Raw genomic sequence first — 15,468 nt, forward strand, 5'->3', positions numbered from 1 at the left:
GCTACTTGTTCTGGAAAGACGAAAAAACTCCGCCGCAACGAAGCTTCCGCGGCATGACCCCTGCCGAGCGGCGGCCCGGCGCGTCAGTCCCAGTCGATGCCGCGTTCCTCGGCCCAGGCGATCATCGCCCCGCGCAAATCCTGCACCGGTTCGCTCAGCCAGCGTTCCATCGCGCGGCGGATTTCGGACGTATCGATCTTGCGCACCATTTCCTTGATCGGCCCGACCGAGGCCGGGGTGATCGACAGCCGCCGGATGCCGATGGCGATCAAGGCCAGCGCTTCGAGCCGGCGGCCGCCCATCTCGCCGCAGACCGTGACGTCGATGTCGTGCCCCGCAACGCCCAGCACCACCCGGCGGATGAAGCGCATGATCGCCGGGCTCAGCCAATCGTAACGCTCGGCCAGTCGCGGATTGGACCGGTCCGCGGCGAATAGGAACTGGGTCAGGTCGTTGGTGCCGATCGACAGGAACGACAGTTTCGGCGCCAGCACGTCGAGCATTTCGGCTAATGCCGGCACCTCGAGCATCGCGCCGTAGCGGACCTGTTCGGGCAGCATCTTGCGCCGCGCGCGCAGGAAATCGGCCTGCTGTTCGAAGACGGCGCGGGCGGCATCGAATTCCCAGGGCTCGGACACCATCGGAAACATGACGTTGAGCGTCCGTCCGGCCGCGGCCTCCAGCAAGGAGCGGGCCTGCGCCTTCATCAACCCCTCGCGCGCAAGGGCGAGGCGCAGCGCGCGCCAGCCCATCGCGGGATTTTCCTCGTCCATGCCCTCTTCGCTGCCGCGCAGGTACGGGAGCGACTTGTCGCCGCCGATGTCGACCGTGCGGAACACCACCGGCTTGTCGCCGGCCGCATCGAGCACGTCGCGGTAGAGCCTGGTCTGCCGGTCGCGTTGCGGCAAGGTGGCGGAAACGAGGAACTGGAACTCGGTCCGGAAAAGGCCGATGCCGTCCGCGCCCGTCGCCGCGAGCATCGGCACGTCATCGCGAAGGCCCGCATTGACCATGATGGTGATGCGCTCGCCGTCCTTGGTGAACGGCTCCACGTCGCGCAGCGCGGCATAGCCGGCCTGCTTTTCGCGGTTGCGGGCGGACTTTGCCTCGAAGGCCTCGCTGATCGCGGGACCGGGGCGGATGTTGCAGATGCCCTGCGTCGCATCGAGCAGGATCTCGTCGCCTTCGCGGACATAACCGCGCAGGCCCGGTACGCGACCTAGCACCGGCACCCCCATGGCGCGGGCAACGATCACGACGTGCGCGGTCAGCGATCCTTCCTCCAGGATCACGCCCTTCAGCCGCCGCCGGTCGTATTCGAGCAGTTCGGCCGGGCCGAGGTTGCGCGCGATGAGGATCGCATCGCCGCGAAGCCCCATCGTCGCCGCCGTGCCGACCTGGCCGGACACGATCCGCAACAGGCGATTGGACAGGTCCTCGAGGTCGTGCATCCGCTCGGCCAGCAGCGGATCGTCGATCTGGCGCATCCGCATCCGGGTGCGCTGCTGCACCCGCTCGATCGCCGCTTCGGCCGTCAGGCCGGAATCGATGGCCTCGCGGATGCGCCGCGACCAGCCCTCGTCGTAGGCGAACATCTTGTAGGTCTCGAGCACTTCCTCGTGCTCTCCGCCCACCCCGAATTCGGCCTGGCTCGCCATCTTGTCGATCTGGTCGCGCATCTTGTCGAAGGCGAGGTAGACGCGTTGGATCTCGGCCTCGGTATCCTCGGCCATGACGTGTTCGATGTTGATGCGCGGCTGGTGGAACACCGCGTGCCCGGCGGCAAGGCCCTTGACCAGCGGAAGGCCGGTCAGCTGCTGCGGCTCGGTCATCTGCGGGCTGGCCGACAGGGCGTCATGTTCGTCGATCAGGCCGGCGTTGCTGATCAGCTCCGACAGCACCATCGCGACCGTCTGCAGCGCCTCGATCTCCACTTCCTCGTAGCGGCGCGGATCGGCGTGCTGGACGATGAGCGCGCCGACCGCGCGTTCGCGCCGCACGATGGGCACGCCGGCAAAGGAATGGAACTTCTCCTCGCCCGTTTCGGGGCGGTAGAGGAAGTCGGGGTGAGCCGCCGCCTCGGCCAGGTTCAGCATCTCGACATTGGCGGCGATGGTGCCGACAAGCCCTTCGCCGACGGCAAGGCGGGTGACGTGGACCGCGCTCTGTTCGAGGCCCCGGGTGGCGAAGAGCTCAAGCATCCCTTCGCGCAGGAGGTAGATCGAGCAGACCTCGCTATCGAGATTTTCGCCGATGACGTCGACGACCTGGTTCAGCTTCGCCTGCGCGCTCAGGCGCGAGGCCATCACCTCGTGCAGATTGGTGAGGATCGAGCGGGCGGAAGTGACGGCCGAGTTCATTTCGGCGCAATAAAGCACACCGGACAGGCAGGGTGAAAGGGCTAATCCGGGCGATGAGGCTGACCGGCAAAACTAACGCCCCCGAGCCGGATGGTCGGGGGCGTCGTCTATTGCGGCTTTTGGCCTGGTCAGTGGAGCGCGAGCTCTTCCTTGATCTTGAGCTTGGCGCGCTTCAGCCACTGGATTTTCGCACTATCGGGCACGGGACGTGCCTGCTCGTCGCGAAGCTGACGGTCGAGCCCGGCATGCTTGGTCTGAAGAGCGGTGATGTGCGTCGATTCCATGGCAATCTCCTGCGTTGGTGTTGAGTAAACCCCCGAACCCCGACTAGCGACCCTGGCGGTCAGCGATCCCGCGACTCGTTGGCCCCGGATCGATGACGTGGTGATTGAAACACGGTTTGCAGCGGTTGCGAAGCGGTGATGGCGAATTATTTCGACCACCCGTCGCGCCGCGGCGACCAGCCGTGATTGCCTTGGTGCTTGCCGCGCTCAGGCGATTGCAACGCGCGGCGGCCCGTGCGAAAGACGCGCGCCGCCGGTTGCGTCCGGCAGCGAACGGGGTTGAACTGGGGCTGCACCGGCCGGACCGGTGGCTGCTGGAGGGCATTGCGCGCATGACCGAGGACGAGATGCGCAAGCGGCTTGAGATCCTGCGTGTCGAGCATCGCGATCTCGACGCGGCGATCGCCGCGCTGGCCGAAAACCCCGCCACGCAGTTGCAGGTCGCCCGCCTGAAGAAGCGGAAACTGCTGCTGAAGGACCAGATCGCCCTGCTCGAGGATGCGCTGATCCCCGACATCATCGCCTGAGCGGCAGGCTCGCGCCCTAGTAGCCCAGCGCCTTGTAGATCCCGAACAGGCTGGTCGCGGTCAGGACGATGCCGACGAAGATGAGCATCGGCTTCAGCGGGATGTGACGCGCCGCATAGGCGCCGAGCGGCGCGGCGGCCATCCCGCCGATGATAAGGCCCAGCGTTGGCCCGGCCAGGTCATCCAGCCCGAGATGCGCGATGAACATCGCCGAAACCGCGATGGTCAGGAAGAATTCGACCGAATTGACCGTGCCGATGACCTTGCGCGGCTCCACCCCCTGCACCAGCAGGTTCGAGGTGACGACCGGCCCCCAGCCACCGCCGCCCGCCGCGTCGAGAAACCCGCCGACGAGGCCGAGCGGCGCGACATGCTTCGCCTCGCGCGGCTTGGGCGGCCAGAAGATGCCGCGCGCCAGAAGGTAGAGGCCGATCAGCGTCAGATATGCCAGCACGTAGGGCTTGACCACCGAGGCGTCGATGTTGGTGAGCAGGTACGCCCCGGTCAAACCGCCGATGACGCCGGGCACCAGCAGCTTGAAGAACAGCTTCTTGTCGATGTTGCGATGAAGCAGGTGGCTCATCCCCGACGTCGCGGTGGTGAAGCATTCGACGATGTGGACACGGGCCGAGGCCGCGGCCGGCGGCAGGCCGATCACGCCGACCAGCAGCGAATTGCAGATCACCCCGAAGGCCATGCCAAGCGCCCCGTCGACCAACTGCGCGGCGAATCCGACGCCAACGTAGGGCAGCAGCGCCTGTAAGGAGGCGAGGTCCATGTCCGATTCTCCGCAAGTCGAGCGCGGGAATTAAATCCGGATCGTGGCTTGGCCCAAGCAGATTTCCATCGGGGGACGAAAGCCTGTCTTTCGGTCCCCCTTCCGGGCGTTCAGCGGCGGCGGTAGCGGAAGTACCAGACCTCGTGCCCGAGGCGCCGGGCCTTGGCCTCGTACCGGGTCTCCGGCCAGCCACCGGGACGGTTGAGAAAGTCGGCGGGACCGTTGCACAGCCACTCGAACGCTTCGGCGTGGCGCTGCATGACCATCAGCGCGTGCTCGACATAGACCGGGTGGTCGGTGCCGAAGCGGAATTCGCCGCCAGGCTTCAGCTTCGCGGCGATCATCTCCACCGGCCCGTCGTTCATCATCCGCCGCTTGGCGTGGCGCGCCTTGGGCCAGGGGTCGGGGTGGAGCAGATAGACGAACGAGAGCGCGCCGTCGGGCACGCGCGCCAGCACGTCCAGCGCGTCGCCGTGCTGGATGCGGACGTTGGCGAGGCCGCCTTCCTTGACGTGGACCAGCGCCTGCGCGACGCCGTTGACGAAGGGCTCGGCGCCGATGAAGCCGTGGTCGGGCAGCAGATCGGCGCGAAAGGCCATGTGCTCGCCCCCGCCGAAGCCGATCTCGAAATGCAGCGGGCGGTCGTCGCCGAACAGGCGCTTTGCGGTCACAGGCCCTTCGGCGGGCACGGCGATCTGCGGCAGCAGGTTGTCGACGAGGTCCTGCTGCCCGGCGCGCAAGGCCTTGCCCTTGGCGCGGCCATAGAGCCGATTGAGCGTGGTCGGATCGCCTTCCTTGTGTGCCGTCATGGGTCGCAGCCGTTGGCGAAGCGGCGCGCCGCGGTCAAGCCGCCATCACAACAGGTGCGTTGCCAGCATCAGCACGAAGACCAGTTTCAGCCCCACGTTCATCGTGAACACGGCAGCCGAGGCCAGATCCTTCGCCGCCCCGATCATCGGGTGCATTTCCGGGTGAAGCCGGTCGCAGACCGATTCCAGCCCCGCGTTCAGCAGTTCGAGCGCGAGCGATCCGCAGATCGCGAGAACGACAAGCGCCCACCAAAGCGCCCCCGGCCCGACCACCGCGGTCAACGCGAGGAGGACCACGCTGGCGATCGCCTGGTCTCGAAACGCGCGTTCGCTGCGCCATGCGGTGGCGAGGCCCTTCATCGCGTAGCTCGCCCGCCGCAGCAGTCCGCCGTTCTTCTGCGCCAAGCAAGCCTCCGTCATGTCACCCGTGTCCGCACCTCGCGGCTTCCCGGCCCCAGCGCCGGATCGAACACGAACCGCACCAGTAGCATGGTCCATGACCGATGCGAGGGCAGCGTGTCGAACATTTCCGGTGCAACAGCGCGCAACAGGGGCAGGCGGTTCCACGGCACGCGCGGCATGTCGTGATGTTCGACGTGATAGCCGGCGTTGAAGGTCAGCCGGTTGACCCAGCCGTAGCAGGACGAGGTTTCCTGCCCCGGAAAGATCAGGAAGTGTTCCTGGATCCACCGCCCGCCGAGCGGATGAAGACCGAGGGCAAAGACGTTAGATAGCAGCAGGTAGGCCAGCGCCTGCCAGCCGAGCGTCGCCACGACCAGCGCATCGAAGGCGACTTGTGCGAACAGGCCGCCCGCGAACCAGCAATCGACGATCGGCACGCCCTTCATCCGCAGCGGACGGAGCATCTGCATGAACGGCATGGCCAGCAGCCAGAGCGCCTTGCGAAAAGTCGAGGTGCCGACCCATTGCACTTCCCAGCCGCTGGCGATGTCACCGTCGAGGATCGCGTCGCCCTGGTGGCGATGGTGGAGCAGGTGGTGCCGCCGGAACGGCACCGCGGCGGGCATGCCCAGCGGCAGGCCCGCGACGGCGCCGAGCAGCTTGTTCGCCCGCGTCGTGCGCAAGACGAGATCGTGGGTGGTTTCGTGGATCAGCACCCAGAGCATCAGGGCGAACAGCGCGCCCACGCCGTAGGCCATGGCAGGCGCCAGCCACCACGGCCCCATGCCCGCCAGCGCGGCAAGCCCGCATTGCCCGGCACCGACGACACCGATCCAGCCCGCAGTAGCCGGATTGCGTCCGACCAGCTTACGGACCTCGGGATGGGCCGCCACGATCATCCGCCGCCGGGCGGCGTGCGGTTCGCGGTCTTGGCGATGATGGCGCGGATCGGATGCGCGCCGGGCGAGCGGACCGGTGTGAATGGTAGTGTGGAGCATGATGCGACCTCTCCCGAAGGATCGCGTCATGATGCTTCGTCTCGATGCGACCTGGCAGGTGCAATGCCACGCGCCGTGCGCTGCATTTTCGCGCCACGGTGTTGCAAGAAGTTGCCGGCCAGTGACATTCCGGCAGGCCCGATCAGGCCATGCCCAACGAAAAGGCGGGCGCAGCCCAGCCGCGCCCGCCTTCAGGGAAAGGTTTTTTACGTCGCGGCGGTCAGGCCGCCTGCATCTCCGCGCCCGGATCGCGCAGCACGTAGCCGCGGCCCCAGACGGTCTCGATGTAGTTCTCGCCCCCGCAGGCCGTCGCCAGTTTCTTGCGCAGCTTGCAGATGAAGACGTCGATGATCTTCAGTTCCGGCTCGTCCATCCCGTTGTAGAGGTGGTTGAGGAACATTTCCTTGGTCAGGGTCGTGCCCTTGCGAAGCGAGAGGAGCTCGAGCATCGCGTATTCCTTGCCGGTCAGGTGCACGCGGGCACCGTCGACCTCGACCGTCTTGGTATCGAGATTGACCGACAGCTTGCCGGTGCGGATGACCGATTGCGAGTGGCCCTTGGACCGGCGCACCACGGCGTGGATACGGGCAACCAGTTCCTCGCGATGGAATGGCTTGGTCACGTAATCGTCGGCACCAAAGCCGAACGAGCGGACCTTGGAATCCATTTCCGAAATGCCCGAAAGGATCAGGACCGGCGTCTGCACCTTGGCGACGCGCAGCTTCTTGAGCACGTCGTAGCCGTGCATGTCGGGAAGGTTCAGGTCGAGCAGGATGATGTCGTAATCGTAAAGCTTGCCCAGATCCAAACCCTCTTCGCCAAGGTCGGTCTGGTAGACATTGAAGCCTTCGCTGGTGAGCATCAGCTCGATCGCCTTGGCCGTCGTCGGTTCGTCTTCGATCAGTAGGATACGCATTGCATGGCCCCCTGGTATGCCCGTGACCGGCTTCGCCCCCTTGAACCTTGCGAAGCTGGCGGTGTGAATCATTAACCATCACCAGATTCGTTTAGAAAGGTTAATAAAGCCTCAACGCGTTAACGATTCCCAATAGAGTCTTAATTGCAACAGGTTGCCGGCGCATATCCCGAGCTATCGCGGCGCTTGCCGCAAGGAGTGACTCATCCAGAAACGGAAGGATGCCACGGCCCTTTCTAGCGCACGCCCATCAGACGCTTCTGCCGTCGCCGCTGCACCGAACTGCCCAGCCCGATCGCCTCGCGGTACTTGGCGACGGTGCGCCGGGCGAGTGCGAAGCCCTGCGCCTTCAGCAAATCGACCAGGGTGTCGTCGGACAGGATGTCGTCGGGCTTCTCGGCATCGATCAGCCGGCGGATCGCGGCCTTCACCGCTTCTGCCGAGGCGCCGCCTTCCGCCGACGTGCCATCCGCGTCGTCGCGGGTGCGCGCCACGCCCGAGGAGAAGAAATACTTCAGTTCGAACGTTCCCCGCCCGCAATGGAGGAACTTGTTCGAGGTGACGCGGCTGACGGTCGATTCGTGCATCTCGACCGTTTCGGCCACTTCGCGCAAGGTCAGCGGGACCAGTGCGCTGACCCCGCGCTGAAAGAAGCCTTCCTGCCGCCGCACGATCTCGCGCGCGACCTTCAGGATGGTCTTCTGCCGCTGGTCCAGCGCCTTCAGCAGCCAGTTGGCGTCGGCCAGCTTTTCGCCCAGCCAGCCGCGCGAGGCGCGGTCCTTGCCGCAGCCCTTGCGCAGCGTGGTGTAGTATTCGCGATCGACGACCAGCCGCGGCAAGGTGTCGCGATTGAGCGCGATGTGCCAGCCCGAAGGCGTCGCGGCGCCTTCCCCGCCCGCGGCATCGCGGCCCATCGGGCGCACGAAGACATCGGGCACGACCGGCGGTGCGGCATCGCCGCCGATGCGGCATCCCGGCTTGGGATCGTAGCGGCGCAGTTCGGCGATCATGTCGGCCAGGTCCTCGTCATCGACGCGGCACAGCCGCCTCAGCTGCGCCATGTTGCCCCGCGCGACAAGGTCGAGGTTGCCGATCAGCGCCTTCATGCACGGGTCGTAGCGATCGGCCTCGATGGCCTGGAGCGCGATGCATTCGGCAAGGTCGCGCGCGCCGACGCCGGTGGGGTCCAGCGTCTGGACCAGCCGCAACCCTGCCTCCGCCTCTGCCAGGGTGATGCCGAGAAGGTCGGCGATCTCCTTCAGGGGTACGGTCAGGTAGCCGGCCTCATCGAGCTGGTCGACGATCTGGTGAGCGACGAACTGCTCGGCCAGCGGGCCTCCGGTCGATCCGATCTGGGCATGGAGATGATCGGCCAGCGTCTCGGCGCTGTCGCTCGCGCGCTCGACGGGATCGAAGTCGCCGCCTGCGCCGGGGTCCGAACCCGATCCGCCGCCCCCCAACGCGCCGCCCCCCAACGCGCCGTCGTCGAATGCGCCGGTGTCGAAGTCGCGGTCGAGCATCTCGCCCGCGATGTCGAGCGCGGCCTCGCCCTCGCCCGCGCTCATGTCGGCGCTGACGGGATCACCCTCGGTCGCCAGCGGCACCGTCTCGACCCCGCCGCCGCCGTCGATCTCGACCAGCGGATTGTCGGCCACCGCCTCGGCGATGAAGGATTCGAGTTCGAGGTTCGACAGCGCGAGCAGGCGGATGGCCTGCTGCAGCTGCGGCGTCATCACCAGCGATTGCGTCTGCCGCAGGTCGAGGCGTGGACCCAGCGCCATCGATCAATCGCAAGAAGGGGGCGAGGTGCGCATCGCGATCAGAGGGTGAAGCCCTCACCCAGGTAGAGCCGGCGCACATCCTCGTTCGCGACGAGGTCGGAGGGGCTGCCCGCGAACAGCACCTGCCCGCCGTAGATGATGCAGGCGCGGTCGACGATGTCGAGCGTTTCGCGCACGTTGTGGTCGGTGATCAGCACCCCGATGCCGCGGCTCTTCAGCTCGATGACCAGGTCGCGGATGTCGCCGATCGACAGGGGGTCGATGCCCGCGAAAGGCTCGTCGAGCAGCATGATCGAGGGTTTGGCGGCCAGCGCCCGGGCGATCTCGCAGCGCCGCCGTTCGCCGCCAGAAAGCGCCATGGCCGGGCTTTCGCGCAGGCGCGTGAGGCCGAATTCGCCGAGCAGCCGCTCCAGCTCCGCGGCCCGGACGCGCTTGTCGGGCTCGACCAGTTCAAGCACGCAGTTGATGTTCTGCTCCACCGTCATGCCGCGAAAGATGCTGGTTTCCTGCGGCAGGTAGCCGAGGCCGAGGATCGAGCGACGGTACATCGGCAGCTTGGTGACGTCGACGCCGTCCATCAGGATGCGCCCGGCATCCGGCTTCACCAGGCCCATGATCGAATAGAAGCAGGTCGTCTTGCCCGCGCCGTTGGGACCGAGCAGACCGAACACCTCGCCCTTGCCGACGCTCAGCGAGATGTCGGTCAGCACCGCTCGCTTGTCGTAGCTCTTGGCGATGGAGATGACCTCCAGCCCGCCCTGCGGCACGGGCCGAGAGGCTGCGGCAGGCTCGATCGCGGCGATGGTGTCGATGATTCGTCTCCAGTTCCTGCCCGCCCCGGCCATCGGCGAACGGCGGGCCTACCGCGCTCTCTTAATACGCCAAGACAGAGGTTTGAACCCCCCGGCGCTCCATCTGGCAGGATTCGTGCATGGCCTGCCCGCACGGCACGGCGGCGGGTGACCGTCCCGGGGTCGGACGGATTTCGCGAAATCGCGAAAATCCGGGCCTTGACCATACGGCCGGGGGCGTGATCTACTTCTCGCTTGGCGGGTTTCGGACCGACCGGCTCAGGCTGGTCGACTCGCCGGGGACAGGTACGATGAAAAAAGTCGCCCTCTTGGGAAAGGATACCGACATGGCACGCAGCGTGTCCCGACACGACGCGGACCATGACAACGCCCATCACGTTGCAAAGGACTGGCGACGCCGGATCAGCGACAATCTGGCCTATGGCCTTCTGACCTATACCGGCCTTCAGATCTTCGTCACGATGAAGCAGCTGAAGGAAGTCAGCAATTCGATGCTGCCCTACCTCGCGCTCGTCGTGCTGGTGGGCGCGATCATCCCCGCGGCAAGGATGCTGGAACGGCACTGGGACCGGCTGGACGATGTTGAGGCCCTCGACCCGGTCCATGCCTGCCGCTTCCGCCGTGATCGCATGATCATCTGGCTTTCCGCCATCGGCCTGCCCTTCCTCCTGGCAGGGCTGGCCCGCGGCTTTGCGATGATGGGCGGCTGACACCGCGACGCGCTCGCCTGCGGGAGGCACCTTGCCGCGCGCGGCGACTGCGCTTACTGCTGTCGCCATGATCATTTCATACGAAACCAGATGCTGAGCGGCGACAACGCGCTCGACCGCTGCGGAGAGCTGATCGCCTGCGCTCGCAGGCTGGGCGCGGACGGGGCCGATGCGGTCTATGTCGGCAGCCAGTCGGAAAGCGTGCAGGTTCGCCTCGGCGAACTCGAGGACGTCGACCGGTCCGAATCCGAACATTTCGGCCTGCGCGTCTTCATCGGCATGCGGCAGGCGACGATCGGGTCCAGCGCGGTCGATGCCGGCAGGCTCGAGGAACTGGCCAGCCGAGCCATCGCCATGGCCCGCGCCGCGCCCGAGGACGAAAACGCCGCGCTCGCGCCCCGATCGCTGCTGATGCGTCACGCGCCGCCCGATCTCGATCTCGTATCGACGCTGCCGGGTCCCGAAGAGCTGCGCGAAGCGGCGCTGGCGGGCGAGGACGCCGCACGCGCCGTGACGGGCGTGACCAACAGCGAAGGCGCCTCTGCCGGCACCGGGCACAGCGTCATCGCGCTGGCCACCAGCGACGGTTTCGGCGCCAGCTATGCCCAGTCGCAGCATTCGCTCTCCGCCGCGGTCGTCGCGGGCGAAGGCAGCGGGATGGAGCGCGGTTCCGAATGGCGCGTCGCGCGCCATCGCGGCGACCTGCCCGACGCGGCGTGGATCGGCCAACGGGCGGGGCGCCGCGCGGTCGACCGGCTCGGCCCGACCAGCGTCCGCAGCGGCGCGATGCCGGTGGTGTTCGATCCGCTGGCGGGTCGATCACTGCTCGGCCACTTCGCGGCGGCGATCTCCGGCCCGTCGATCGCGCGGGGCGGCAGCTTCCTGCTCGACCGGGAAGGCGGACAGGTTTTCGACAGCAGCGTGACGATCGTGGACGATCCGCTGGTCGCGCGCGGGCTGGGCTCGCGTCCGTTCGATGGCGAGGGGCTTGAAACGCGGGCCACGACGCTGATCGACAAGGGCGTGCTGACCGGCTGGATGCTCGACAGCGCCTCGGCGCGAAAGCTCGGTCGCCAGCCGACCGGCCACGCCGTGCGCCAAGGCGGAGCGGCACCGAGCGTGTCGTCGTCCAACCTGACCTTGCTGGCGGGCGAGCCCAGCGTCGCCGAACTGATCGCCGACATCGCCGAAGGCGTGCTCCTGACCGAGCTGATCGGCCCCGGCGTCAATATCGTCAGCGGCGACTACAGCCGGGGCGCTGCGGGCTTTCTCATCCGCGACGGGCAGATCGCCGGGCCGGTTTCGGGCATCACCGTTGCGGGCAACATGGCCGACATGTTCGCCAACATGCATCCCGCCCGCGATCTGGACGTCGTCTATGCGACCAACGTGCCGACGCTGCGGGTCGATGGCATGACCGTCGCGGGCTCCTGACAGCGGTGCGCGGGGCGGGCGGCGCGGCTCGCACGCTCGCGGCGCTGCTCCCGCTGCTGGGGTGTCGCCATCGCTGTCATCGCGCTGTTCCGCTGGCTCGCGGCCTGGCAGGGGCTGTGGCGCCGGATCGAGCCCAATCCCTTCGTCGTCGAAGTGGCGGCGTTCGCGGTGCGTTTCGTCGGCATCCTGGTGGGCCTCTATTTCGGGCTCAAGATTCTCGGCGCGACAGCCTTGCTCGGCGCGTTGCTGGGGGTTGGCGGGGTGATCGGCATCGCCATCGGCTTTGCCGTGCGCGACACCGTCGACACCTACATCTCGTCGATCATGCTCTCGGTGCGCCAGCCGTTTCGCGCCAACGACCATGTCGTGATCGAAGGGAACCAGGGTCGCGTCATCCGCCTGACCGGCCGCGGACCGTCTTGGTGTCGCTGGACGGCAACCACTTGCGCATTCCCGGCAGCACCGTGTTCAAGGCGTTGATCCTCAACGAAGCGCGCAACCCGCAGCGCCGGTTCGAATGCGATCTGGGCGTCGATGCCGACGACGATCCGGTCGCGGCGTTGGCGGTGGGGACGGGCGCGCTGGGCACGATGAAGTCGGTGCTGCGCTCTCCCGAACCCTCGGCTCGGATTATGGAGGGTGGCGATTCGAACATCGTCCTGCGCTTCCTCGGCTGGGTCGACCAATCTTTCCGCCGACTGCGACAAGGCGCGGCCGCGCTGGCCGGCCTGTCGCAGGTAGCAGCGGCGGGACTGAAGAAGCCGAGCGAGGCGGGAGCCGCGTCGCCCGTTGCCGAACCGAAAGTCGGTGCGAAGCCCGTCGCGCCCGACTAAACTCCGCCCGGCCGGCGGCAAGGCGGACCTGCTCGATGCGAGCAGGCCCGTCGAGTAGGGCTGGATCAGCCCTTCTTGTTTTCGTTGTAGCGGTCGATCGATTCGATGACGATGCGCTTGGCTTCGGCGGCATCGCCCCAGTTGCCGACGCGCACCCACTTCTCGGCCTCGAGGTCCTTGTAGTGGGTGAAGAAGTGCTCGATCTGCGAGAAGATGATCGAGGGCAGGTCCTTCGTCTCGCCGACGTCGGAGTAATAGGGGAAGGTCGTGTCGACCGGCACGCAGATCAGCTTCTCGTCGCCGCCGTGTTCGTCCTCGAGGTTCAGGACGCCGATCGGCCGGGCGCGCACGACGCAGCCCGGAATGAACGGGCTGCGCGCGATGACCAGCGCGTCGAGCGGATCGCCGTCGGGCGAGAGGGTATGCGGCACGAAGCCGTAGTTGGCCGGATAGCGCATCGGCGTGTGCAGGATGCGATCGACGAACAGCGCGCCCGATTCCTTGTCGAACTCGTACTTCACGGGTTCGCCGCCGGTGGGCACCTCGATGATGACGTTGAGGCTTTCGGGCGGATTGTCGCCGGTGGGGATCTTCTCGATCTGCATGGGAATGTCCTGTCGTCTGGCACGATTCGTCGTTTTGCACTGCAGCAACCGGCAGCGTCGCATGCGCCTCTAGCGCGGCCTTGGCACCGCGCCAAGGCCCGCTTTGGTCGTAGATGCTTTCTTGCCGCGCCTGCACAATCGAGCGAGCCGCGATCGCGCGGGGACGATCCCCTACTTGCGCCGCGGCTCGAGCCAGCGATCGATCGGGGCCGTCCCCTTCACCGCCTTTTCCAGCCATGGCCAGCGCAGTCCGCCCGTGTAGGGGACCGAAACCGTCATGTAGCGGTCGCCGCGCCTGACCAAGAGGTCGACCTTGCCGGCGGTCTTCGCCTCGGTGATCGCCTTCTTCATGACGTCGGCGCTGTATTCGGTGCCGTTGACCGCGACCACTTCCATACCGTTGACGAGGCCCGCCTTGAAGGCCGGGCTGTCCCAGACGGTGCTGCCGATCGCGCCCTTCTCGCTCAGCGTCAGGCCGAGCGAGTGCTCGAGCCGCAAGGCTCCCTTGGCCATGAGGGAAGCGTCGAAGGGATTGGGTTCTTCCTTGTAGACCAGCTTGTAGCCGCCCAGTTCGATGCCGCCGAGCGGCGGGGGCGCATCGGCCGCATAGACCCGGTCGCGCAGGAACTTCGCCCAATCGTGCGGGTGCACGGTGTTGAGCGCGGTGACCACGTCGTCAAAATCGTAGGTGATCTGCCCCCAGTCGCCCGGGTGGCCGCCGAAGAACAGCTTCGCGAAATCGTCGAGCGATCTGCGCCCCTTCGATTCGCTGCGGATCAGCATGTCGGCTTCGAGCCAGATGAGCGCGCCTTCGTTGTAGTACTCTTCCCCGCGCGAGAAGCTGTAATAGGGCTTGCTCGCGCGCTGGCCGATCTGCGGATCGTTGGTGGTGTCGACCAGCGGACGCCAGCTGCGCCCCGGCTGGTTGACGTAGCTCGCCGCGGTGCGCGCGATCTCGCCCAGCACCATCTCCTTGGACTGCATCCCCGAACGGGCCGAAAGCGGGAGGTCCCAGTACTGGGTCTGCCCTTCGTAGACCCAGAGCAACTCGTTCTGCATCGGCTGGCGATAGTCCGGCGTCCACGAACCGACGGGCCGGCGGAACTTGCCGTTCCAGCTATGCGTCAGCTCGTGCGGCAGCAGGTCGACCCGGTACTCGCTCTTCTTCCAGTCCTGAAACAGGTCGCCCGGCAGGGTGTTTTCCGACGAGCGATGATGCTCGAGCCCGATGCCGCCCAACCGGTCGGTGACGCCCAGCAGGAAGTCGTAGTGATCCCACTGCTGGTTACCGAACAGGATCACCGCCTCGTCCATAAGGGCGCGAACCTTGGCGATCTGGTCGTCCTTGACCGCAGCGAGCTGGTCGGGCTTGTCGGCGAAGACCTGCAGCTGCGCGTTCTGGCCCAGGTCGAATTCGCGGTGATGCGCGCCGGCAAAGATCGGCGAATCGATCAGCGTCTCGTAGTCGGTCTGGGCCCAGGTGACGGTGTCGCCCGTCCGGCTCATCCCGTCGAGCGCGGTCGCGACCTTCCAGTTCGTGGGAAACCTGACCGTCGGCACCACTGGGATCTGCCGCACGTAATGCCCAGCCGGATAGAGCGTCATTTCCTCGAACTTCAGGTTCAGCATCTCGCGCGTCATGACGACGCGCCCCTCGCCCGAGGTGAGGGGAGAGGTGTAGACGAGATTGGCAACGATCTCGGTCGCGCCTTCCGGCAGGTCGAGATGGAAGGCGTAGAGCTCCACCGGGTCGCGCACCCAGCCCACATCCTTGCCGCCAGCGCTGAAGTGGATGCCGGTCAGGTTCGCGATCCGCGCGAGGCCGGCGTGCTTGCCCGGCAGCCATTGCGGATAGAGCAGCGTCAGCTTGCGGCTGCCCGCCGGGATCGGGATCGTCTCCACGGTGCGGAACACGCCGCGTTCGAGATCGGTCGCATCGACGTCGATGCGGATCGTGCCGCCCGGCCACGGCCTGTCGACCGGATCGGGCACGCTGCGCGTGACGCGAAGCCCTTCGGCCGGCTGGCTGAGCGAAGAGGGCATGGTTTCGGCAAATGCCGGAACAACCGGAGCGCCAAGGGCGACGAGGGCGCAGGCCGATGCGAGCGCAAACTTGGGGGATGGTTTCATCGCCTACTATCTGGCAAGGCGGTCGTCGCATTGCAACCTTATTTCGCAGCGTGATTCCAGTGGTTTGTGCCGACACGCGGGGCCGTGCC

At 66.7% G+C, this 15,468-nt stretch carries 16 protein-coding genes; 5 read left to right on the forward strand and 11 right to left on the reverse strand.

Annotated features, from left to right (window positions below; all coding sequences use genetic code 11):
• Positions 1-83 precede the first annotated feature (83 nt).
• Both ptsP and J2X37_RS05790 read right to left on the reverse strand, forming a co-directional pair.
• The gene (ptsP, locus tag J2X37_RS05785) at positions 84-2,360 is read right to left on the reverse strand and encodes a phosphoenolpyruvate--protein phosphotransferase (protein WP_310018799.1); all 2,277 of its coding nucleotides are present in this window, start codon (positions 2,358-2,360) and stop codon (positions 84-86) included.
• A 128-nt stretch (positions 2,361-2,488) separates the two neighbouring features.
• Positions 2,489-2,644, reverse strand: a complete 156-nt coding sequence (locus tag J2X37_RS05790) for a DUF465 domain-containing protein (protein WP_310018801.1) — start codon at positions 2,642-2,644, stop codon at positions 2,489-2,491.
• Positions 2,645-2,976: 332 nt separating this feature from the next.
• On the opposite strand from J2X37_RS05790, the gene J2X37_RS05795 reads away from it, so the two are divergent.
• Positions 2,977-3,171, forward strand: a complete 195-nt coding sequence (locus tag J2X37_RS05795) for a DUF465 domain-containing protein (protein WP_310019524.1) — start codon at positions 2,977-2,979, stop codon at positions 3,169-3,171.
• A gap of 16 nt (positions 3,172-3,187) precedes the next feature.
• Here the strand turns inward: J2X37_RS05795 and J2X37_RS05800 are convergent, their stop codons facing one another.
• The 7 genes from J2X37_RS05800 to lptB all read right to left on the reverse strand — a co-directional run bounded on the left by J2X37_RS05800 (position 3,188) and on the right by lptB (position 9,700).
• Positions 3,188-3,949: a sulfite exporter TauE/SafE family protein gene (locus J2X37_RS05800; RefSeq protein ID WP_310018803.1), complete on the reverse strand. Its 762-nt coding sequence runs from the start codon at positions 3,947-3,949 to the stop codon at positions 3,188-3,190.
• A 110-nt stretch (positions 3,950-4,059) separates the two neighbouring features.
• Positions 4,060-4,758, reverse strand: a complete 699-nt coding sequence (gene trmB, locus J2X37_RS05805; RefSeq protein WP_310018806.1) for a tRNA (guanosine(46)-N7)-methyltransferase TrmB — start codon at positions 4,756-4,758, stop codon at positions 4,060-4,062.
• 45 nt (positions 4,759-4,803) lie between these two features.
• Complete coding sequence (locus tag J2X37_RS05810; protein ID WP_310018808.1) at positions 4,804-5,163, reverse strand: diacylglycerol kinase; 360 nt, start codon at positions 5,161-5,163, stop codon at positions 4,804-4,806.
• 11 nt (positions 5,164-5,174) lie between these two features.
• Positions 5,175-6,188: a fatty acid desaturase gene (locus tag J2X37_RS05815; RefSeq protein WP_310018810.1), complete on the reverse strand. Its 1,014-nt coding sequence runs from the start codon at positions 6,186-6,188 to the stop codon at positions 5,175-5,177.
• A gap of 190 nt (positions 6,189-6,378) precedes the next feature.
• Positions 6,379-7,074, reverse strand: coding sequence for a response regulator transcription factor CtrA (gene ctrA / locus J2X37_RS05820; RefSeq protein ID WP_310018814.1), 696 nt, complete (start codon positions 7,072-7,074; stop codon positions 6,379-6,381).
• Between the two features lie 236 nt (positions 7,075-7,310).
• Entirely contained in the window at positions 7,311-8,855 is a 1,545-nt protein-coding gene (gene rpoN, locus J2X37_RS05825) for an RNA polymerase factor sigma-54 (RefSeq protein WP_310018816.1), read from the reverse strand.
• A 38-nt stretch (positions 8,856-8,893) separates the two neighbouring features.
• Complete coding sequence (gene lptB / locus J2X37_RS05830; RefSeq protein ID WP_310018817.1) at positions 8,894-9,700, reverse strand: LPS export ABC transporter ATP-binding protein; 807 nt, start codon at positions 9,698-9,700, stop codon at positions 8,894-8,896.
• 293 nt (positions 9,701-9,993) lie between these two features.
• Between lptB and J2X37_RS05835 the strand changes: the two genes are divergently transcribed.
• The 4 genes from J2X37_RS05835 (at position 9,994) to J2X37_RS05850 (ending at position 12,644) form a co-directional block, all read left to right on the forward strand.
• Positions 9,994-10,377, forward strand: a complete 384-nt coding sequence (locus tag J2X37_RS05835; RefSeq protein ID WP_310018821.1) for a hypothetical protein — start codon at positions 9,994-9,996, stop codon at positions 10,375-10,377.
• 90 nt (positions 10,378-10,467) lie between these two features.
• Positions 10,468-11,811, forward strand: coding sequence for a TldD/PmbA family protein (locus J2X37_RS05840; RefSeq protein WP_310018823.1), 1,344 nt, complete (start codon positions 10,468-10,470; stop codon positions 11,809-11,811).
• Between the two features lie 153 nt (positions 11,812-11,964).
• A complete protein-coding gene (locus J2X37_RS05845; protein ID WP_310018825.1) occupies positions 11,965-12,291 on the forward strand; it encodes a mechanosensitive ion channel domain-containing protein in 327 nt (108 codons plus the stop codon).
• Positions 12,234-12,644, forward strand: a complete 411-nt coding sequence (locus J2X37_RS05850) for a hypothetical protein (RefSeq protein WP_310018827.1) — start codon at positions 12,234-12,236, stop codon at positions 12,642-12,644. Before J2X37_RS05845 ends, J2X37_RS05850 begins: the two co-directional genes overlap by 58 nt.
• Before the next feature lie 65 nt (positions 12,645-12,709).
• On the opposite strand, the gene ppa is transcribed toward J2X37_RS05850, so the two are convergent.
• Entirely contained in the window at positions 12,710-13,249 is a 540-nt protein-coding gene (gene ppa / locus J2X37_RS05855; protein WP_310018828.1) for an inorganic diphosphatase, read from the reverse strand.
• A 171-nt stretch (positions 13,250-13,420) separates the two neighbouring features.
• A complete protein-coding gene (locus tag J2X37_RS05860) occupies positions 13,421-15,379 on the reverse strand; it encodes a peptidase M61 (protein WP_310018830.1) in 1,959 nt (652 codons plus the stop codon).
• Positions 15,380-15,468 lie beyond the last annotated feature (89 nt).

The organism is Croceicoccus sp. BE223 (genome assembly GCF_031457155.1).
Taxonomy (GTDB): domain Bacteria; phylum Pseudomonadota; class Alphaproteobacteria; order Sphingomonadales; family Sphingomonadaceae; genus Croceicoccus.